At 61.6% G+C, this 20568-nt stretch carries 20 protein-coding genes and 3 pseudogenes; 11 read left to right on the top strand and 12 right to left on the bottom strand.

Annotated elements, in window-relative coordinates; all coding sequences use genetic code 11:
- Nucleotides 1-29 precede the first annotated feature (29 nt).
- The 3 genes from ACFQX9_RS29100 to ACFQX9_RS29090 all read right to left on the bottom strand — a co-directional run bounded on the left by ACFQX9_RS29100 (nt 30) and on the right by ACFQX9_RS29090 (nt 1983).
- The gene (locus ACFQX9_RS29100) at nt 30-1058 is read right to left on the bottom strand and encodes an IS110 family transposase (RefSeq protein WP_377791234.1); all 1029 of its coding nucleotides are present in this window, start codon (nt 1056-1058) and stop codon (nt 30-32) included.
- A gap of 81 nt (nt 1059-1139) precedes the next feature.
- A complete protein-coding gene (locus ACFQX9_RS29095; protein ID WP_204512605.1) occupies nt 1140-1589 on the bottom strand; it encodes a hypothetical protein in 450 nt (149 codons plus the stop codon).
- 10 nt (nt 1590-1599) lie between these two features.
- The gene (locus tag ACFQX9_RS29090; RefSeq protein ID WP_246776091.1) at nt 1600-1983 is read right to left on the bottom strand and encodes a hypothetical protein; all 384 of its coding nucleotides are present in this window, start codon (nt 1981-1983) and stop codon (nt 1600-1602) included.
- Between the two features lie 175 nt (nt 1984-2158).
- Between ACFQX9_RS29090 and ACFQX9_RS29085 the strand changes: the two genes are divergently transcribed.
- Nucleotides 2159-3082: a Ku protein gene (locus ACFQX9_RS29085; protein ID WP_204512603.1), complete on the top strand. Its 924-nt coding sequence runs from the start codon at nt 2159-2161 to the stop codon at nt 3080-3082.
- Nucleotides 3083-3202: 120 nt separating this feature from the next.
- Here the strand turns inward: ACFQX9_RS29085 and ACFQX9_RS29080 are convergent, their stop codons facing one another.
- The 8 genes from ACFQX9_RS29080 to ACFQX9_RS29045 all read right to left on the bottom strand — a co-directional run bounded on the left by ACFQX9_RS29080 (nt 3203) and on the right by ACFQX9_RS29045 (nt 12577).
- Nucleotides 3203-3337: a hypothetical protein gene (locus ACFQX9_RS29080; protein ID WP_283842364.1), complete on the bottom strand. Its 135-nt coding sequence runs from the start codon at nt 3335-3337 to the stop codon at nt 3203-3205.
- 318 nt (nt 3338-3655) lie between these two features.
- Complete coding sequence (locus ACFQX9_RS29075; protein WP_204512602.1) at nt 3656-4786, bottom strand: ATP-binding protein; 1131 nt, start codon at nt 4784-4786, stop codon at nt 3656-3658.
- A complete protein-coding gene (locus ACFQX9_RS29070) occupies nt 4786-5577 on the bottom strand; it encodes an alpha/beta fold hydrolase (RefSeq protein ID WP_204512601.1) in 792 nt (263 codons plus the stop codon). The genes ACFQX9_RS29075 and ACFQX9_RS29070 overlap by 1 nt, the downstream gene beginning before the upstream one ends.
- A 162-nt stretch (nt 5578-5739) precedes the next feature.
- Nucleotides 5740-7359, bottom strand: a complete 1620-nt coding sequence (locus ACFQX9_RS29065) for a response regulator (protein WP_377791233.1) — start codon at nt 7357-7359, stop codon at nt 5740-5742.
- Between the two features lie 934 nt (nt 7360-8293).
- Nucleotides 8294-9046, bottom strand: coding sequence for a ZIP family metal transporter (locus tag ACFQX9_RS29060; protein WP_204512598.1), 753 nt, complete (start codon nt 9044-9046; stop codon nt 8294-8296).
- A gap of 288 nt (nt 9047-9334) precedes the next feature.
- Nucleotides 9335-10207: an SDR family oxidoreductase gene (locus tag ACFQX9_RS29055; protein WP_204512597.1), complete on the bottom strand. Its 873-nt coding sequence runs from the start codon at nt 10205-10207 to the stop codon at nt 9335-9337.
- Nucleotides 10204-12045 carry a glycoside hydrolase family 15 protein gene (locus tag ACFQX9_RS29050; RefSeq protein WP_377791231.1) on the bottom strand — a complete coding sequence of 614 codons (1842 nt, stop codon included), beginning with the start codon at nt 12043-12045 and terminating at the stop codon, nt 10204-10206. The genes ACFQX9_RS29055 and ACFQX9_RS29050 overlap by 4 nt, the downstream gene beginning before the upstream one ends.
- A 292-nt stretch (nt 12046-12337) precedes the next feature.
- Nucleotides 12338-12577, bottom strand: a complete 240-nt coding sequence (locus ACFQX9_RS29045) for a DUF2171 domain-containing protein (protein ID WP_377791230.1) — start codon at nt 12575-12577, stop codon at nt 12338-12340.
- 364 nt (nt 12578-12941) lie between these two features.
- On the opposite strand from ACFQX9_RS29045, the pseudogene ACFQX9_RS29040 reads away from it, so the two are divergent.
- The 5 genes and pseudogenes from ACFQX9_RS29040 to ACFQX9_RS29020 all read left to right on the top strand — a co-directional run.
- Nucleotides 12942-13172, top strand: a pseudogene (locus ACFQX9_RS29040) (sensor histidine kinase); the annotation flags it as partial.
- Nucleotides 13173-13254: 82 nt separating this feature from the next.
- Entirely contained in the window at nt 13255-13641 is a 387-nt protein-coding gene (locus tag ACFQX9_RS29035; RefSeq protein ID WP_204512595.1) for a response regulator, read from the top strand.
- 136 nt (nt 13642-13777) lie between these two features.
- Entirely contained in the window at nt 13778-14230 is a 453-nt protein-coding gene (locus ACFQX9_RS29030) for a hypothetical protein (protein ID WP_204512594.1), read from the top strand.
- Between the two features lie 249 nt (nt 14231-14479).
- Nucleotides 14480-15700 (top strand): sensor histidine kinase, encoded by a 1221-nt coding sequence (locus tag ACFQX9_RS29025; protein ID WP_204512593.1) that lies wholly within the window; start codon nt 14480-14482, stop codon nt 15698-15700.
- Nucleotides 15701-16664: 964 nt separating this feature from the next.
- Nucleotides 16665-16904, top strand: a complete 240-nt coding sequence (locus ACFQX9_RS29020) for a hypothetical protein (protein ID WP_204512592.1) — start codon at nt 16665-16667, stop codon at nt 16902-16904.
- 244 nt (nt 16905-17148) lie between these two features.
- Here ACFQX9_RS29020 and ACFQX9_RS29015 read toward each other — a convergent pair whose 3' ends face one another.
- Nucleotides 17149-17514 carry a response regulator gene (locus tag ACFQX9_RS29015; protein ID WP_231190172.1) on the bottom strand — a complete coding sequence of 122 codons (366 nt, stop codon included), beginning with the start codon at nt 17512-17514 and terminating at the stop codon, nt 17149-17151.
- Nucleotides 17515-17702: 188 nt separating this feature from the next.
- Between ACFQX9_RS29015 and ACFQX9_RS29010 the strand changes: the two genes are divergently transcribed.
- From ACFQX9_RS29010 to ACFQX9_RS28990, 5 genes and pseudogenes are all read left to right on the top strand, one after another.
- Nucleotides 17703-18425, top strand: coding sequence for a sensor histidine kinase (locus ACFQX9_RS29010; protein ID WP_204512590.1), 723 nt, complete (start codon nt 17703-17705; stop codon nt 18423-18425).
- Nucleotides 18426-18596: 171 nt separating this feature from the next.
- A pseudogene (locus tag ACFQX9_RS29005) lies at nt 18597-18995 on the top strand (MFS transporter); the annotation flags it as partial.
- 222 nt (nt 18996-19217) lie between these two features.
- Nucleotides 19218-19571: a hypothetical protein gene (locus ACFQX9_RS29000; RefSeq protein WP_204512589.1), complete on the top strand. Its 354-nt coding sequence runs from the start codon at nt 19218-19220 to the stop codon at nt 19569-19571.
- A gap of 90 nt (nt 19572-19661) precedes the next feature.
- On the top strand, nt 19662-20069 hold the full coding sequence (locus tag ACFQX9_RS28995) for a FixH family protein (RefSeq protein ID WP_204512588.1): 408 nt from the start codon (nt 19662-19664) through the stop codon (nt 20067-20069).
- Nucleotides 20066-20568 (top strand): annotated as a pseudogene (locus ACFQX9_RS28990) (efflux transporter periplasmic adaptor subunit); the annotation flags it as partial. The gene ACFQX9_RS28995 and the pseudogene ACFQX9_RS28990, both read left to right, overlap by 4 nt.

Below are 20568 nucleotides of genomic sequence, written 5' to 3'. Positions count from 1 at the left end.
GAGCAACCTGCTCGCGGGCCGATTTCAGATCAAGTCGGCATGGCGGCTACCGGCTGCTTGTACACGCCACCCGATATCATCAGGCGCCAAGCGATGCGGGCAAATTTGTTTGCCAAGGCCACCGCGACCAACTTTGGCGGCTTTCGCCCCAGCAGCGAAGCGAGCCATTGTGTGGGCTTATGACGGCCTTTTCGGATATGCCTCAGCAGTGCGGTTGCACCGACGATCAACGTCGATCGCAGTATAGAATCTCCGGCCTTTGTAATGCCGCCGAGCCTTTGCCGGCCGCCAGTTGAATGATCCTTGGGTGTCAGCCCGAGCCACGCCGCAAAGTCGCGACCCGATCTGAACGTCTCGGGTGGCGGCGCTTTCATGCTGAGCATCGACGACCCAATCGGACCGACGCCTGGAATTGTCGCAATACGCCTGCTGATGTCATCCTCGCGATGCCACTTCATCAGCTTGGCCTCGATCTTCGCCAGGCGAGCTTGGACCGCGGCATACTCGTCAGCCTGAAGGCGGAAGAGATCCCGCGCCATTTCCGGCAGGCTTTCGTCTTCGAGCACACGTTTGATGAGTGCCGCGACGTTCTGCTGGCCGGCGGACCCGACGATACCAAACTCAGCGGCATAGCTCCTGAAAGCATTGGAGAGCTGCGACTTCACGCTGACCAGGCGTTCCCGCACAGTCATCAACATGCAAGCCGCTTGCCGTTCCTTCGACTTCACCGGTACGAACCGCATGCTGGGCCGGGTGACCGCCTCGCACAGTGCCTCGGCGTCGGCCGCGTCGTTCTTGCCGCGCTTCACGTAAGCCTTCACGTATTGAGGAGGGATCAGCTTTACCTCGTGCCCGAAAGATTGGAGCAGGCGCCCCCAATGGTGCGAGCTGCCGCAAGACTCTATGGCGACGAGAACCGGCGGAAGCCGCTCGAAGTAGCGGATCATCTCAGCTCGCCGAAATTGGCGCCGGACAACCACTACCTCATTTTCATCGACACCGTGAAGCTGGAACACCGACTTCGAGGTATCCATGCCGATACGAACGGGAATATTCATTAGACTTTCCTCTCATCTTTCTGTGACGCCGAGAGCGCCATCAAACCGTGGGATGAGAGGCCGTCCACACCAGCACATTGTTCAGGGATCGATTTGGGAATGACGCGGCTGGGTGGTGAGTTGTAGCAGAGTAGCTGCGGGCCGCCGCCCCGCTGTCGCGCATTTGCGGCAGCGCAGCCGACTCGCCAGATCGTGGATGAACGTGGTCGGCACGTGCTTCATCGCGGCCAAGTCGACATCGCTCGGCGTCTTGCATCGCGGGCAGCGGATTTCCAGCCACGGGAAGCCCGCATTGATGGCCTGGTCGATCGTCGGCGAGGGATCGATCGGCTCACCGTCCGACCACATCCGCTCGTTCCAGCTTTCGCATAGCAACCTGTCAGCCTGCTGCAGCATGATCTCGGCCTTGGCCCGCATCTCAGTCGACTGCGCAGCCAGGATGTTGGCCATCGCCCGCGACTTGCCGAGCTCCTTCTTGAGGGCCTTGCGGTCGCCTCCGGAAAGGGGCGTCGGGTGATACTTCGGCGCCATCGAGCGGCGCCTAGCCCAGGTCGAAGGTGGGCCAGCAGCCGTCTTCCTCATGGCGCCCGGTCCGGATGCTGCAGGTGTTGTCGAGCAGCCGCTGACCGACATCCCTCCAGACCGCCTCGGGACCGTAGAGCCGGGTGGCGTCCGCCTTCTGAATCTCGACGGTCCTGCCGCAACGCCGACAGCCGACCCTGAGAAGGTGGCCGGGTATCTGCCTCAGCTGCAGCAGGCGTCCGGAAGGGCCCGGGCCGGGCTTGACCGCTTCGGTGCGAGGGTCCTCCAGCAGGGCCTGCCAGTATTCCGGCGGCAGATTCTCGTTCGGGGCCAACCCGCGTACCGGCGGGGCCTTTCTGCCGACCGCAGCTGCCATCTTTTCCATCTGCTTGAGTGTCGGCATGCGCCAGCTCGCGGGTCGGTCGGCCATGGGCCATTAGAACATATCAAGAACATCAGAGTCGAGTCCGCCCAAAGTCCGAAACGAGGAAATGATGCGGGCGATCGGCTCGGTGTCGGAACCGCCCCGCCCCCTTCGTCTTGAGTCCAAGTCCCCGTACTAGGAGCGTTGCGTACCCATGGCCCCACGCGCGAACTGGAAAGGCTTTCTGCGTCTGTCTCTGGTCACCTGCCCGGTAGCGCTCTATCCGGCGACCTCAGAGAGCGAGAAGATCTCGTTCAACCAGCTGAACCGGCAGACCGGCCATCGCATCAAGTACCTGAAGGTCGACGCCGATACCGGCGACGAGGTGCCCAACGAGGACATCGTCAAGGGCTACGAGCTCGAGAAGGGCCAGTACATCGAGGTCTCCAAGGAGGAGCTCGAGGAGATCGCGCTGGAATCCACCCGCACCATCGAGATCGACGAGTTCGTCGACAAGTCCGACATCGACCCGCGCTACCTGATCCGCCCCTACTACATCCGACCCGACGGCAAGGTCGGCCACGACGCCTTCGCCGTGATCCGGGAGACCATCCGCGAGATGGACAAGGTCGCGATCGGGCGTGTCGTGCTGACCAACCGCGAGCACATCATCGCGCTCGAGCCCATGGACAAGGGGCTCGTCGGCACGCTGCTGCGCTATCCCTACGAGGTGCGCAGCGAGCAGGAGTATTTCGATGAGATCCAGGATGTGAAGGTCACGAAGGACATGCTCGACCTCGCCAGGCACATCATGAACCAGAAAGCGGGCAGCTTCGAACCGGAGAAGTTCGAGGACCACTACGAGACGGCCCTGATCGAGCTCATCAACCAGAAGCGGGCCGGCAAGCCGATCACGCCCAAGGACAAGCCGGCGGCGACGAACGTGGTCAACCTGATGGAGGCGCTGCGCCGGAGCGTGGGTCAGGAGGCCGCGCCGGCGAAGGCCGGCAAGCCGGCCAAGAAGCCGCGGAAAGCTGCGGCCGGACAAAAGGAGATGCTCATGCCGATCGCCGGGAAGAAGCCGGCGAAGGAAGCGGCGGCAAAGAAGCCTTCGGCGAGGCAACGGAAGTCCGCCTAGCGACGGTCTTGCCGCGGCGAGCCAGCGTCAGCGCAAGGGACCGCGAATTCGTTAGATCCCCTCGGGAGCGCCCTCGGACCTGGCGCGGCTGACACGCGAGAACCAGTCGGCGAGACTGCGTCACAGCATCAGCAAAGACATGCCGGCGATCAGGACGACAAACCCGGTCAACGTCGCGACCGCGAATCCATATTCAACCCTGTCCATGACGCGCCCTCTTCTCTGCTGCTGGAAATCTGCATCAACGTGGGACATCGTTCAGCATCATGAGTGAATCGATTTGTTAATTCTGCTGCTGGAAGTTTTAGCGCAGCGAAACAGAGGAACGGGCGCTGCGCGTGTTGATTGAATCCTCGGGCCGGCCTTCCGCCCCGATTGCTGGTCCCGCACGGTCCCACCCTATCCCCCCATATTGTCCCAGGTGGGACCGTGCTCCGGGGGCGCTCCCAAGCAGCCTTTCGGTTGAACGTGGTCTGAGCCGAGCTCGGACCCAGCCGAACTCCTCCATCGGGTGCGGCGCCTGCGCGGGAACAGTGTGCGTGGGCTGAAGACGCGGGCTCAACTGGTGCGAACTCAGTTAGACGCGTCCAGCGGCATCGAGAACGTGAACCGGGTCTCCTCCGGGGTCGACGTCACCGTCAACTTGCCTTTGTGAGCTTCGGCGATCTGGGATGCGATGTAGAGACCCAGTCCCAGACCCTGACGGCTGGCGCGGGCTTTTCCGCGAAAGAACGGCTCGAACAGCTTATCCATCGCTTCCGGCGGGATTGCTTCCCCCGCATTGGAGACCCAAAGTTCGAACGTGGTCGCGGTCGTCTCGGCATGGACCACGACCGGCTTGTTCGAGGACCCGTGCGTCAGCGCATTGCCCACCAGGTTGGATAGAAGCTGACCTATCCTTGTGCGATCGCAATTCACGGGTCGGTCGATCTCGAATTCGGCTTCGATCAGCCGGCCGGGCGTCGCCAGCCTGAGCTCGTCTACCACCTGAGTGAGGGTGCGTTCCAGCGGTTCGCTCGTGTTGCGGTCGAGAGAGATCCCGCCGCCGAGCCTGCCGCGCGCGAAGTCGAGCACGTCGTCGATCAGCGCGGACATCCGCATCACGGTCGTCTGCATCATCGCGATGATCTGGCGTTCCTTCTCGCTCTGGACGGTACGGTCCAGGATACGGGCGCCTGCGCTGATGGAGGCGAGCGGATTGCGAAGGTCGTGGCCGAGAACCGCGATGAACTGCTCGCGCAGCTCGGAGGCTTGGTTCTCGCGCTGAAGCCGCTCCTCGATCGCTTTCTCGGCCGCTTTGGCCAGCTCGCGCGCCGCGAGCAGCTCCTGCTCGTACCGCCGCCGGTCGGTCGCCTTGATCAGTGCGACCCGTATCAGCAGCAGCTTGCCATCAGCATCCCGGCGCTCGTTCGCGTTCGCGATCATCTGCAGCGGCGTATCGTCCGCCGCCAGCATGTCGATGGCGAACTCCTGGAAGAACCCCTGCATACGCAAGAGGGGCGCAACGTGGGTCTCGTAGTAGATGCGACCCGGCATGGTCAGGAAGTCGCTGAAGCGCTTGCCGATCATCTGCTCGGCCGAACGTCCGCTCCAGTCTAGGAAGGTCCGGTTCACCTGTTCGACGCGGCCGTTCGCCTGTAGGGTGATGTAGCCGCACGGTGCGTTCTCGACCAGGTCCTGAAAATCGGGGCGGGAGACGTCCACTACACGAACGTCCGCATCGCCTCGACCACTTCGTCGGGCGCGCTGAGGTTGGGACAGTGGCCGGTCGCCTGCAGGACGATCATCCGGCTTTTGGGGATGTTCCGGTTGACGTAGTCGCCGACCTCCTGCGAGGCGATAATGTCCTCGCTGCACTGCAGGACCAAGGTCGGGACGCCGACACCCGGGAGATCCTTGCGATTGTCGGAGGTGAAGGTCACGCGAGCGAACGCCTTTGCGATCTCGGGATCCGTTCGGCAGAAGCTGTTGGTCAGCTCCTCGCCAAGCTCCGGCCGATCCGGATTGCCCATGATTGCCGGCGCCATCTGCGTGGACCAGCCCATGTGGTTGGATTCCAGAAACTGCAGCAGTTCCTCGATTTGCTTGGCGCTGAAGCCGCCCACGTAGCCGTCGTCATCAATGTAACGGGCCGAAGGGCCGATGAGCACCAGCTTTCCGAACATGCCCTCCGACTTTTGCTCGGCCAGCACGCCGATCATGCTGCTGACCGAGTGCCCGACGAATACCGCATCCTTCAGGTCCAGTTCGCGGCCGATTTCGACCACGTCGTCGGCATAGCCCGCCAGGCTCGAATACTTGGTGCGATCGTACGCGGACAGATCCGAGCCCCCGGCGCCGACGTGATCGAACAAGACCGTCCTGAAGTCGTTCTCGAAGGCCGGGGCCACGAAGCGCCACATGTTCTGGTCGCAACCGAAGCCGTGGGCGAAGATCATCGCCCGATCCCCGGAACCCCCGACGTGTACGTTGTTGCGCTCGATCACGCCTGGCATCGGCACTCCTGACCCGTTTTGGGATTTACTCGGACCTTAGCCATGCTCGCTGCAGAAACGCGAGTGCCAAGGGTGCAGGGGAGATGCCTAATTTGGCCGAGCCAGTGCGAGATGTCTTGGTTCCCCTCGACATCTCTCTCACCGCACTTTCGCTCCAGTTGCTCAATCCGGTCCGGCGAGCAACTCGGCCAAAGCAGATTGTAGTTCGCCTACCTTGAATGGCTTGTGCAGCATGCGCGAATGTTTGCTTTCCTGCACAGGACTGAGCGCTGCGGTTTCCGAGTAGCCGCTGGCGAAGATGATCGGCAGATCGGGACGACTCTGTCTTGCCCGCTTCGCCACTTCCGCACCGTTCATGCCGGGCATCGCGAAATCCAATATCATGGCTGCAGGAGCGGCTCTTTGGAGAGCCTTCAGCGCCGAGACACCGTCCTCCGCGACCAGGGACGAGTACCCCAGGGTCTCGAGCGAATCCGTCAGGAAGGCACGCACGTCTGGATCGTCATCGACGATCAGCACCGTGGCCGCAGGCGCGCGCTCGGCCTCGGCCGAATGCTCCTTGGTTCGCCGCGGCTGGACCTCCGTCCTGCGCAGGTAGAGCCGCACGGTCGTTCCGGTACCTGGCGCACTCTCGATCCTGACTGCGCCTCCCGATTGATGAAGCGTGCCGTAGACCTGACTGAGGCCGAGGCCGGTGCCTTTGCCGACGTCCTTCGTCGTGAAGAACGGTTCGAAGGCATGCTCCGCGACGTCTGCAGTCATGCCGGTCCCCGAATCCTTCACCGACAGCTCCACGTAATCGCCATCCTGGAGTTCGGGATCTCCCGTGAGGCGGCAGGGGCGGGCGGCGACCACGAGTTCGCCTCCACCCGGCATGGCATCACGCGCGTTCAGGGCGAGATTGAGCACGGCCAGTTCGAGCTGCGTCCGATCCCCCTCGGCGAAGACGCCGTCCGTGTCGAGGTCCATGCGCAGGTCGATAGACGGTCCGATGGTCCTGCGCAGCATATCGGCGAAGCCGGTGAGCGCGCTCGAGACGTCGATCGACGAGATATCCATTTTCTGAGTACGGGAGAACGCGAGAAGCTGTCCGGCGAGGCGCGCGCCGCGGTCGGCCGACTTCAGTCCCGCCTCCGCCCATCTGCTCACACGGCCTGCATCGTCAGGCTTGCGCCGGATCAGATCGAGGCTACCGGTGATACCTTGGAGAAGGTTGTTGAAGTCGTGTGCTATCCCGCCGGTCAATCGGCCGACGGCCTCCATCTTTTGGGCCTGGCGCAACGCGACATGGGCGCACTCCAGTTCGCGGGTCCGCTGCAGGATCCGGTGCTCGAGCGTCTCGTTCAGCTGGCGCAGGCGAGCTTCGCTTTCCCGCAGCGCCGCTTCGGCCCTCACGCGTTCCGTCGTCTCCGAGACGATGCAGAGAACGCCGCCGACCCGACCCTCAGCGTCCGGAACGGCCGAGTAGGAAACGTCGAAATAGACGGTCTCGCCGAAGCCGTGCCGCTCGATGTAGAACGGCCGATCCTTGGCCGAAAATGTCCGTCCGGTCTCCCGTACGCCGCGCAACAGTGGCTCCAGATCGTCCCACAGCTCGCTCCAGCTCTCCTTTGCCGGACGACCGAGAGCGCCAGGGTGCTTGTCGCCGATCGTGGGAGCATAGGCATCATTGTACAGGGCCACGAACTCCGGACCCCAGAACAGCACGATCTGGGCTTCTGCCCCAAGCAGCAGGGACACGGTCGTCTTGAGATGGGCGGACCAATTCTGCGGCTTGCCCAAGGGCGATCCTTGCCAATCGAGGTCGCTGAGAAGAGCCCCGATCCGGCTGCCCACCGGAAATATCGCCGTCTCCAAAGAGGTCCCCATGATTGCCCCGGTCGTCAAGCGAGCCAGAATTTGGTCGAAAATGCAATCCTTGACCATCCATTTGGTTCCGAGCGGCAGCCCCAGTCCGGTCTAGGCAGCCCGGCGAGCGGCGCCTCGCTTGCCGACGAGTCCCATCCGTCATAGCCTTCGGACGAGCACATTGGCCCGCTGCACCCCCCTATGGAGTTGGACCATGCCAATCGTTGTCGGCAGTTGCCTTGCCAGTTCGATTTCGGTCCCCATTCTTGCTGTAGCTCTGACCGTCTCGTCCGTTGAGATAAGCCGGGCAGCCCCGCTTCAGGCGGTCGGCGCAGCGCTTCAGTTCGATGCCACGACTGCGACCATCGACGTCCGCGCGTTCGCCAGAGGAGGACGTGCGGTCGTGGGCCAAGAGGGGGCGCGGTCGTTCATCGAGGCGGGGTTGCGGTGGGGCCTAGGGGCGCGGCATACCGGGGAGCCACCGCCGTCGTAGGACCGCGCGGCAACGTCGCGGTACGCCGGACCGGCGTGGTTGCTGGACGGCGCGGATGGGCCAGACCGGGCTGGTATCGCTGGCCGGTCGGCGGCGCCATCGCTGCGGGCGCGGCTATCGGATTCGTCAGTGCGGCAGCTGCCGCTTCGTGGGCTGGCGCGCCTCCGGCACCAGGCAGTGCTGGTACTACACCGATCCTTCAAGGACCCAGGGTTTCTGGGACTACTGCACGCAATAGCGGGAGGTCGCGACGAGCATCAGCGAAGCTCGGCGAGCACCAGTTTCGCGTCCTCGACGGCCCCGGTCTCCGAGGCGCCGTTCCTTTTCGTTGGTTTGGCCGACAATACCTCATGGAATGAGAGGCGCGTAACCCCTTTACGTTTGGCCCACGTTAGAAAGCGCGAAAGCGGCGAGCAAGCCGACAACAACAAGCACGCCTGCCAGCTTCTGTTCGCCCTCCACGGCTTCCGGCAACATCGTGTTCACTACCATCGTGAGAAGAGCGCCCGCAGCTACGGCACTGACGGTAGCAACGACCTGAGGAGCAGCACCGCCCAGGAAAGCTGCTCCTAACGCCGAGGCAACTCCCGAAAGGACGGTGATCGCGGTCCAAAGGCCAAAGATGTAGGTCGCGGAACGCCCAGCGGCTCGCATGCCAAGCGCACTCGAAAGCCCTTCCGGGAAATTGGACAGAAAAATAGCGGCGAGTATTGCGATGCTGATGCCCTTTCCGCTCAACAGCCCCAGACCCAGGACAACGCTTTCCGGAATACCGTCGAGAAGTGAGCCAACGGCAATCGCCAGGCCTCCGCCTTCGCTGGCGTTGACCTGCTGCCCCCCTGACCGCTTGCGGGAGCGCGCTCCTTCTCGGGAGACCGCCCAATCGGCAAGAGCATACGCGGCAGAACCTCCGATCGCACCCGCAACGATGGGCCAGATGCCGCCTTCCTGGTATCCGTCCTCCAGAAGGTCATAGGCCACGGCCGAAATCAGCACGCCGCAGCCGAAAGACATGATTCCTGCAGTGACGTAGCGAGGCATCCTGAAGACGAATGCGACCGCTGCTCCCAGCAGCAACGATGACGCCCCAAGCAGCCCCCAAAGACCCGCAGTAAGCCAGATGGGCATGGGAGCTACCGCTACTTTTCGGGGCGCAGCGAAGGCGAGGTCTGGCGGGGTGGCTTTTCCTCTTTTCTATGGCCCTTCTTCGGAAAGCTGACGGAATGGCGCTTCAGAGCGGACGCCAGTGCTTTCGCTACCTCGCGGGCGATCTTGCCTGCGCCCATTGCCCGTGCGCCGTTTGGCAATGCTCATTCCTCCTCTTGCCGAACGACCCTATGCCGCAACACCCGCATGGTTTAGCCGTTCCGATGGGCCGCTTACACTTTCGTTGAGAATGGTACCGTGCGGCTGTGTCTATCCCCCGCTTGCAAACCCCGGGAAGAGCATCATGCCGCCGTCGATGAACAAGGTGGTGCCAACCACGTAGTCGGCCGCATCCGAAACCAGCCAGGCGACAGCCTGCGCGATATCGTTTGGCTCACCGATGCGCCGATAGGGGACCAGTGTCATCAGGCTCTCGTAGGCTTCCTTGGATTCCCAGGCGGGTCGGTTGATCGATGTACGGATCGCTCCAGGCGCCACGCCATTGACCCGGATCGCCAACGGAGCAACTTCTTGCGCCAAGCTTCGCATCATCTGCATGACGCCGCCTTTTGAGGCCGCATAGTTCGCATGACCCGCCCAGGGGATCTCTTGATGGACGGAGCTCATGCAGACGAGCTTGCCTGCTGCCGCCGAGACATTCTTCACTACACCTCGTCTCTTGAACTCACGGGTCGCTTCTCTGGCGCAGAGAAATTGGCCGGTGAGATTGACGCCGATGACTTTGTTCCACTGTTCGAGCGTCATGTCGTGAAACGGCGCATCCCGCTGCAATCCAGCATTGTTCACAACGATGTGCAGCGTTCCAAAATGACCTATAGCGCTGGAGAACATCGACTGGACGTCCTGCTCATTGCTGACGTCGGCCTTGATCGTGATCGCCTTCCGGCCAAGTGCCTCGATTTGATGGGCCACGTCGTCTGCCGCTTCTGGGTCAACTACGTAATTGACGACCACGTCAGCGCCAGAGGCCGCGAGTCCAAGGGCCACTGCGCGCCCGATTCCCGAGTTTGCCCCCGTCACCAGCGCTGGTTGCCCTTCCAGTATGGTGGGAAAGCGAACCGGCCGTTGAGGTCGCGCCTCCAGACCCGCTGAGGCAGCAGGATCGATCGGCCTCTCTGTCATACGCGTCTCCTCGTGTTGCCCTTACTTTCCTGTCCCTTGCTCGGGAGCGCTTTCTTGCTGCCGCGACGCTCCGATGGCTTTTGGCGGTTGGTGAGATTGTGCGCCGTGTTCACCAGGGCGATGTGAGAAAAGGCCTGGGGAAAGTTGCCGACCAACCGACTTCGCCCGGTGTGGTACTCTTCCGACAGCAGACCGACGTCATTGCGCAGAGCAAGAAGACGCTCGAACAATGCCTTGGCGTCGGCATCGCGGCCGATCAGGTGATAGGCATCTGCCAGCCAGAAGCTGCAGGCCAGAAACATCCCTTCGCCAGGCGGCAGGCCGTCCTTGGTCGCCTTCGTGTCGTATCGCTGCACAAAGCCGTCCTTGAGCAACTCGCGTTCGATAGCTTCAATGGTCGAGATCACTCGCGGATCTTCGGGCGGCAAGAAACCGATCGCCGGGATCAGCAGCAGGGACGCGTCGAGCTGGGATTCACCGTAGACCTGAACGAAGGTCTTTCGCTGTTCATCGTAGCCGCGCTGGCAGACATCTTCCTGAATAGCGGCACGCTGCGCTTTCCAATCGTCCACAGGACCGTGCATCCCGAACTCGTCGGCCGATTTGATAGCTCGATCGAAAGCAACCCACGCCATGATCTTCGAATAGGTGAAATGCTTGGCGCCGCCTCTGACTTCCCAAATACCTTCATCCGGCTCTGTCCAAATTCCCTTGAGGTGATCGAGGAGGGCGCACTGGATCGCCCATGCTCGCTTGTTCTCGGGAAGGCCGCCTCGGCGGGCCTGGTACAAGGCGTCCATCAACTCGCCATAGACATCAAGCTGAAGCTGGGTGTGGGCCGCGTTCCCGATACGCACCGGTTTCGAATTTTCGTACCCCGACAGCCAAGGCACCTCCCACTCGGTCAGCCTGCGCTCGCCTGTGACGGCGTACATGATCTGCAGCTGGTTCGGGCTTCCCGCCACGGCGCGGATGAGCCAGTCTCGCCAGGCGCGCGCCTCGTCGTAGTAGCCAGCCCCCATAAGAGCCAACAGGGTCAGCGTGGCGTCCCGCACCCAGCAGAAGCGATAATCCCAGTTGCGAGAGCCACCAATTTGCTCCGGAAGCGAGGTAGTGGCGGCAGCGACAATGCCGCCGCTGGGTCCGAACGTCAGTGCCTTGAGAGTTATGAGAGATCTCAGAACCTGGTCCGAATATGGCCCGGCCGCTTCACAACGGGCGGACCAATCGCGCCAGAAACTTTCTGTACGATCGAGGAGAAGCGACGGATCGTCAGGGGAGGCTGGATCTTCATACGATGTTTGGTAGGAGAGAACAAAGGCAGCGCGTTGGCCCGGTTCGGCAGAGAACGCGCCGACTGTCTTCATCGATTTGCCGTGCAGCGGCACCCCCGTTGTTAGGACCAGCATGGACGCTCCCGCGACCAAGCTGACCGCACCATCCTCCAGGCGGCTCACCCAGGGTACACTGACCCCATAGTCGAACCGTGCGACCAGCTCGGTCCGCATCTCGACCGATCCTTCGAGGCCCTCAACGATCCTGACGACGTTCGACACGTCCGCCTTGGGGGGCATGAAGTCGATGAGACGTGCACGGCCTGTCTCCGTGGTGAAGACGGTCTCCAGGATCAGCGTGCCTTTTCGGTAGCGACGCTCGGTCGTATATCCTTCGACCGGGCGAAGGCTCCAGTAGCCGTTTTTCTCGTCTCCCAGGAGCCTCCCGAAGCAGCTATCGGAATCGAAGCGCGGAAAACAAAGCCAATCGATTGAGCCATCGCGCCCGACCAGTGCGCCGGTCTCGCAATCGCCAATAAGCGCGTAATCTTCGATCCGGGCCATCAGGACACCTTGATGGTCAATGGAAGCTGCGCCCTCCAGTTCCGCGTTCAGGGGGTCCCGAGCATGTACTTTCGTCTAGAGCGCTGCCAAGGAGGAAAGAGAGCCGGATGGTATCAGCACCCACGGTTTCACAAGGAACGCTCCTAACGAGACCACAGCGCCACCTAATCCGCCGTTTGTTGTTCCTTCGCTTCGGTCGAAACGTGCGGGCGGCGGGACGCTCCCAGGGTAAGGCAACGTACGTAACTGGACACCTTTGCCGCAGCGATGCAGGAGTTGACCAGCCGTTTTGTCAGTTTCGAGCGTGCTGCCACTGTGAGGTGATGTCGGCGCCGGTCTTGTTGAGATGCACGTGCTGATCGACGTGATCGACCCATGAGAGCGGAACGAAGTGATGATGCTGACCGTCGGGCGAACTCTGCTTCGTCAGCTTGATCCTGTCGGTTCCGTCCAGATGATCGACTTTTCCGACCATCTTCCTGTCGGACGAAATGACGTCCATGTGTTCCTTGATCTTCGAAACGTCGGTCATCGGTAAGCTCCACCACAACGGCCGCCAACGCGCCCTGCACAGGTAAGGACTGGCGGGTGCACATTACGGACGCCCATGGAAGCGATTCGATCCCGCCGATTTTGACAAGTGCTCGGCAGACGTAGTCGGGCTTCTGATCCGGTTTAGCTTCAAGGCGCGCTCACGTGCCGTGCCGCACCAAATCTGACGGCACTCACAAATTCAGGTTGTGGCATTGGAACAGTTCGCAACAACAGGGTTGTTGCCTTTCCGATCCCCATGCCTAGAGGGTCGCGTCAACACGCCAGCAGGAATCGGTGATCATCAATGAACATCCAAACAAGAAAGGATCGGCCAGTCCGGGTCGGAGCGGAGACGCAGTGAGTTAAGGCTCTGGGTCGCGAATGCCGGCGAGCCGATCCCGGCCAGCGCGATGGAAAGACTGTTCGAACCGTTCTTTCGGGGCGACGTCCGCGACAGCCGGCAGGGTCTCGGACTTGGACTTCACATCGCCTCCCAGATAGCGCGGGCCCACGGCGGCCGGATCGATGTCACGTCCACGGCGGAAGAGACCAGGTTCGCTTTCAAGATGCCGCTGGCAACGGCCGCGTCATGAGCATTACGGCGCGAGCTTTCGGGCATGAAGGGGGACAGAACGAATTTCTGCTCGGCTGCAGGAATGGTCCGGAGGCTTTCAGATGGCGCATCTAGTTCCCGTGATCCTGATCGTCGAAGACGAATATTTGCTCCGGATGGATGCCGCCGACCTGATCGAGCAGGCAGGCTTTGAAGTCGTCCAGGCGGGCAACGCCGACCAGGCCATCGCGATCCTGGAGGCTCGTTCCGATATCCACGTCGTCTTCACCGATGTCCAGATGCCGGGTTCGATGGACGGGCTGAAGCTCGCCAGCTTCGTCCGGGATCGGTGGCCACCCATCAAGATACTCGCCACGTCCGGCTTCGTGAGAGTGGGGCCGGGCGATCTACCTTCCGGGAGCGAGTTCATGGCAAAGCCGTATCGTGGCCCCGAGCTCGTGGCGACGCTTCGCAGATTGACCGATCACAGCGGATCATACGCAACATAACGTATCGACCGACCCCGACTGTCTGCCTCCTTCGCTGCAGCAGCTCCATTCCGCGACCTCGTAAACAGCCGCCAAGAAAACACACTCGCGGCGTACCTGTTGCTCGGGTCATGAAGATCCCAAGGAACAAACAAAAATGAACGCCCAGGAACTCGCAGCCAAGTTCAGCGCAAAAACCGCGGTCGCAGCGGCGGAGAAGAACCGGCAGACCGAAATCGCTGCCACCAACTCGGAAAAACGCACCGCAGATGTCGAGCACTGCAAGGTCGCCATGGAGCGCCATGTGCTGCCTTTTATGGCGGAATTGAAAGAGCACTTCGCCGACAATCAGTTCTCGTTCGCGCCGCAGATCGAACTCAACGACCATCGCCCGGTCGGCGTATCCTTCAAGGTGGGAGATGGCCCGCCCACCACGATTACTACGGCGTTCGGAAACATCGTCGTGACGAGAATCGGTGATAGCGGCACGTCGAAAGGTGTTCCGTTCGTGTACGGGCCGGACGTGGAGCCTTACATCTCCAACTCGGGCGACCTGACGCGCGAAAAGATGGCCAAGCTGGTTGAAATGGTGATCGATACTGCCGGCTGATCGCCGCCACGACCGGTGCAACCGCTTCCGGGAGGCCGCCCGGCGCTTTCCGCTCTGAAATCCCCTATCAGACTCGCCACAGCGGGCTCAAGGCGCTCCCTCTTCGCGGGGGGCACGGTTCTTACCGGAGCCCGCTCGCTTCGGCGGACGCCAACGATGCGATTACTGCTATACCCCTCTCATGATCTTCCGGGCCGGGCGCCCGGATGGCAGGAAACCGCCGGTCAAGGGCTAGGGGAAAAGTTCACGATGACGGCCTTCAATACAGCCGATGGCCCTGCAGCTTCATCAACAGATTCAACGGGGCGGGACGAACTTGGTTACCGGCTCCGGCAGCAATCGTTGTTGGGAGAATTCGGCCGCGCCGCCATGCAGACCCGGGATCTCCGGATGATCCTTCAGAAAGCGACCGAACTCTGCGCCATCGGACTGCGGGCGCAGTTCGCAAAGGTTCTGGAGTATGAGCCCGACGAAGAACGTCTGATGGTCCGTGCCGGCGTAGGCTGGAAGGAGAATACCATTGACGTCGTCTCGCTTGCCGCCGACGTGGGATCTCCGGCGGGCTATGCCTACCGTACCGGGGAATCGGTCATATCGAACCACCTGGAGGCGGAAACCCGTTTCCGTACGCCCCAACTCCTGACGGATCATGGCGTCAGGCGTGCGATCAACGTCCTTATCGAAAAGGGCGCGGAGGACCAAGCGTACTTTGGGGTTCTCGAAGTCGACAGCGCCGACGCCGGTCAGTTCGACCAGGCCGATGCCGATTTTCTCACAGGTTTCGCCGGTCTGCTCGGCATTGCGATTGAACGCCAACAGGCCGACGCCAAGCTTCAGGAGGCGCTCAAACACCAGGCGCTCCTGACCCGCGAAATGAGCCACCGCGTCAAGAACAGCCTCGCATCGGTCGTGGGGTTGCTCCGGGTCCAAGCGCGCAACACCCTGTCCCAGGACGTCAAAAGCGCCCTGGAAGATGCAAGTCTACGAGTGTCCACCATTGCTGACGTTCACGACCACCTGTGGCGGAGTTCGCATGTTGGCTTCATTGAGCTGCGGGACTTCATGACGGAACTCTGCAAGAAGCTCAGGGGAAACGTCGGGAAACATACCCTAAATTGCCAAGCGGACCCATTGTTGCTCTCCGCCGACCATGTCGTTCCGCTAGGTTTGCTCATCAACGAGCTCGTTTCGAACGCCATAAAGTATGCATATCCAGACAGCAGAGGAGTCATCGAGGTCTCGGCACGGGGGATCGAAGGAAACCTTCGCGTTGAGGTGTCGGATCAGGGTAAGGGCCTGCCTGAAGGATTCGACATCGATGAGCCGCGCGCCAGCTTGGGGTTCAAGGTAATCACCGGCATGGTGCGGCAGCTTCAGGGCCATCTGACCATCGCCAAAGGTTGGAAGGGAAGTCGCTTCCTGATTGATCTGCCGATCATCTCGCATCCGGACCGATCGCAACCGTCCTGACCTGAAACCGGCACGCGATCGAAGGTCGTCTTGAAGTCCCTTGAAGAACGGTGTCGGACGTTCGGCAGACTTGCCCGGTACTCCATCTCCGCGAGCAGCTTCGGCTCGACCCATACCCCTGTGAGAGATCCGCTTGGCCTAGGGCTGCGACCTCCGACGAGCGGCTCCCACCGTGCGAAGCTCCTTCGTCGAGCTCTTTCTAATCCATGATCGAGCTTTCCGGCGTAGCCGAGATCGGCAGCCCAGCGGACTTCGCGAGTATGATGAGCTGGCCATCAAGCGTGGAATATCCGTCCGGTTGGACGCCGATTACCCTTGCGAATTGCCCGCTGCTATCTCGGGGCGATAGTGATCAGCCATCGAACTGGGGTACAGGAGCTGTCTTCCTTGACCGATCTCACCATGCCTTCCACCGTCTCGCGACCAAAGGTCAGGGTGGCGACTAGTCCTCGATACTGGGCGTAGCGGCTACGCCGTGCCTCGATAGCGTCATTAGTTTCGATCTGCTGCACTTGTTCCGCCGATCCAGTAAATGAACGACAATCATGATTATGTCTGCCGAAGAATAAGAGCATACAGTTAACGAATGGCCATGGATGGTGATTTTGAAATAGCGCTGCACCCTCCCGCGCTCCATAGTCGCGCTGAGCTACGTGTGACAGTTGTGGCGAGATCGATCTGCGCATTGCGCGTTACAAGTTCATAGCGTCAGGGAGCTAGGGGGATGGCGTAGCAGAACCGCTGATCGCAGCAAGGCAGAGCTCTAAACGAGAAGTCTTGTTAAACGCGGCGCGGCTCCTGGCGAGCACATCCGCGCAGGTGTGTTGATTGCCGTGTGCCAGTCACTAGGGTGGACGGCCCATACCGGGGAGTTAACTCGTCCTGAACCATCGCGAAGGGTAAGTCGGAACGATACCTTTTGAATCTCCTTGTCTGTGAAGGAACATTGACGGGGAGTATCAAGATGTTGAGCGACGCAGTGATCATTCTGGCAAACATGCGGGGAAACTACATCAATGTCGGCAGCACGGTTCACACGTTGTTTCGCATGAAGAGAAAACAATCGCCCTCAGGGCAGAACGAAGAAGCGGGCATCGATATCGACAATCGTTCCGGATCACAGAACGAGCTGGCCACAACGGCCGCATATTCCCATAAAGAGGCCACCGACCGAAAACGAAGACGCTCGGGCGTTTGTGTTTGACGGCTCGAAACGCCGATCCACTTAACCTTCCGCTCGAAAGTCGTGGAGAGCTATCGAGAAAGGATGGTTGGAGCTACACCCGGCAGCCTGGCGCGACCGTTCTCAGGTCCCTGAATATTGCGGCGCGATATCAAGTAAACACGGGGGCGGCATACGCCACGAGTGGAGTGTGTCGGAGTTCACGTTTTTCGAGGCGATGTCACGCCCCAGGAGAGGCTACCGGCTGGGTTGGTACGTGGTTCTGCTACGCTGCGATGATTGCATGCAGAGCGATTCCAAGGTCAGTCGCGGTGTAGGGTTTTTGTATGAACCGCCCACCACTTGGCAGTTCGGCCACGGCAAGCCGCGCCTTCCCCGAGGTGGTGAGGATTTTGGTCGGTGGCCAGCGGTGGCGAACGTAATGCGCCAACTTCAGACCATCCATCGAACCGGGCATGTGAACGTCGGAAAACACAACGTGGACGTCCTGGCGCTTTTCCATTACGGCGATTGCTTCGTCAGCATGCCTCGCCTCGATGACCTCGAAGCCCAACTCGGCAATCATTTCAACAGCCACCATCATCAACAATGGCTCGTCTTCGACTACCAGCACCACGAGCCGTGACTGCATGACCCCTCCCATGGCGTGAGCCTCTAGAGGGCTCCAATCACCGGGATGCCTGCAATGATGCGATGATGCATCCCAACCGCTTGATGATGGAAGGGTTCCGTCGCCTACCGAACATATCTACCAAACTTGGATTTGTTGAACGTTGTCGGATACTGTTGTCCAAGTACCGTTCGCCGGAGTGACATGAAATGAATGCTTTGAGCGAGGCCGATCAGCGCATGCGAGATGTTGAGAACGAAAACGACGTGCTCCGCGACCTCCTCTTGAAAGCAGGCGTTGAAGCGAACGCCCAAGTGGCTGCGGCAAAACTACAGGCCGTTCTCATCGGGGAACTCCACCATCGCGTAAAGAACATGCTCGCGATTGCATCCGCAATTGCACGGGACGCTTCATCTATTGACGCGGCGGCCAAGACCATCGCCGAGCGGATGAGCGCGCTCGGCGTATCTCATGATCTCTTGATTCAAGAAAGCTGGACCGGGGCGGGTTGCCGAACGCTGATCGAGAACGCGATCAAAGCATTTCAGACCAAAGGCTTCGAGCAATTCACTATTGAGGGGAATAACGTCGCCGTATCTTCCGGACCTGCGGTCGCGTTGTCTATGATAATTCACGAGCTAAGCACCAATGCGTTGAAATATGGCGCGCTCTCAGTTGCTAAGGGACGGGTCGCCATCACTTGGTCGATTGACGCGGAAAACCAACGTTTTCATCTTGAATGGCGCGAACGCGGTGGACCGCGGGTTGTCGAGGCAACCAAAAAGAATTTTGGCAGCCGCTTTATTCAGACGGCTTTGCCCGGTCAGCTTAAAGGGGAGGCTCGATTGCTGTTCGAGTCGACCGGAGTCGTTTGCGACATCAACATTCCCCTAAGCTCCCTTCAAGAAACTATTATAGCGGCAGTAGACTAGACCCGGTTAGACCGCTCGGCACGTGGCCAAACGCTCGCACCAAAACAGTGTAGCATCGGGTTGCCGCGCGCTGAACCTGCCATGTTTTACGCAGGGGCTTGAGGATCATCGCGGAAGTGCCGAGACGCCGAACGTGGTTCCGACGATGGCGCCGAGGCTCGCAGCGACCGACGCCATCGGGTCATCACAACCGCGATGATCGCCTCGGCGGCGGTGGCGGTGATCATCGGCTTGAACGTGAGCGCACCTGCATGGGCGCTCGCGGTCCTGCTCCTCGTCTATGGTCTCACCGTTCCCGCCGATTCCGGCGCTCTGACGTCCGGAATGTCGGCGGCGGCCACGCGCGAACACCGCGGCGCGACGCTCGCGCTTCACTCCACCGTCGGCTTCGGACTGTCGGCCGCCGGCGCCTGGGGCACCGGGGTCGCTCTCGATTCTGCCGGCGGCCCACAAAGTCCGGCAGGATGGCTGCTGGTGTTCATGGTCCTTGCGGTCGGAATCTCGATGGGGCCGCTGGCGCTGATGTGGGCCCGTGCAGGCCAGGCGCCAGCGACGAGGCCCACTGAATGACGAAGTGCCTGTCCTGCGGCGGCAGGGGCGCTGCGGCTGCCCCGGTCTGGACCGGCCAGGAGCGCCTCGGAGCCAAATGCGGTCCCGGGGCCATCCGGCGCATCGAATCCTCACAGGCGAGGTCAAAACGACCGGCTCAGCTATGTCGCTGCGGATCCCGGGTGGCGAACATGTGAAGGGGGCCGACTTCCAAAGCGACCCCGCCCGTGGGATGCTCGGGACATGAATCTGCGGCGATTGCTCAGAATTGCGTTCGCGGTCTCGGTGACCGTCGGTTTGACGTTGGCGCCCTTGGCGGCGCCGGCGACCGCTGCGCAAGCTCGTCTCGACGGCATGAGCGACATGTCGATGTCGGCCGACATGCCCTGCTGCCCCGACGACCAGGAGAGCAAGGACTGCCAGGACTGCCCGCTGGTTGCGATGTGCGTCCTGAAGACGACCCAGGCGGGACCCTCCGAGGCCTTCGCTTTGCCGCGGCGACACGCGATCCGGACCAGCCACTCGGTGGCGGACGACGCGGTCGGCGACGGTTTAGTCCGTCCACCTCCCGACCAACCCCCTCGAACCCTGGCCTGAACGGCGCTTGACGCCGATCGCGTCCGTGCACCTCGCGCGCGGATGACGCGCGCCGCCTCGGCGGCGAATTCAGGACATCGAGGATACAACATGAAGACGTCTACCTTCGCGCGCGCCGTCCAGGCCGCGTTGATCGCTGCGGCCATCGGCGGCACAAGCACGGCCGCATTGGCCGACATCAAGGACTACAAGTTCGAGCTCGTCGACCAGTCGGTCCAGGCCGGGCCCGACAAGGTCGTCACCGTCAGGCTCGTGAACACCAAGACCGGCAAGCCGGTGCCGGACGCCGTCATCTTCGCCAGCCGTTTGGACATGGCTCCGGACGGCATGCAGGAGATGGCGACCAAGGTCACGGCCATGCCGGGAACGGAGCCCGGCACGTACCGCTTCAAGGCGAGCTTCGGCATGGCGGGACGGTGGCAGCTTTCGCTGGGAGCCAAGGTCCAGGGCGAGACAGGCACGGTCGAAAACAAGCTCGTCATCACGGCGCAGAAGTGACCCGTCCCTTCGCCGCAAGCCTCGCCGCCGCGTTGGTCGCGGCGGCAGGCATCACCTTCGTCGTCGCCGGCCCGCAGTGGCCCGCGACGCGAACCGCCGCCTTGATCGGCCCGGCTGCGGCCGAGGAGAGCGGCGCCCCGATCTACTACCAGGATCCGGACGGCAAGCCCTCGTACTCGCCCGTGCCGAGAAAGACCCCTGACGGCCGCGATTACCGCGCCGTGCCCGCCGGCGCCGACGTCAGCTTCGACGACGAGCAGGCGGAAACGCCGCCGCCGGCGGCCGCCGCCGCCGGCTCCGGAGAGCGACGGATCAAATACTACCGCAATCCCATGGGCCTGCCGGACACCTCGCCGACGCCGAAGAAGGACTCCATGGGGATGGACTACATCCCGGTCTATGAGGGCGAGGACAGCGACGACGCCTCCATCAAACTCTCGGCCGGCAAGATCCAGCGGACCGGCGTCAAGTCGGAGCCCGCAGCGATGCGCGTGATCCG

Source organism: Bradyrhizobium sp. GCM10028915, from assembly GCF_042666195.1.
GTDB lineage: Bacteria > Pseudomonadota > Alphaproteobacteria > Rhizobiales > Xanthobacteraceae > Bradyrhizobium > Bradyrhizobium canariense_D.
This window is presented reverse-complemented; position numbering and strand designations above follow the sequence as displayed.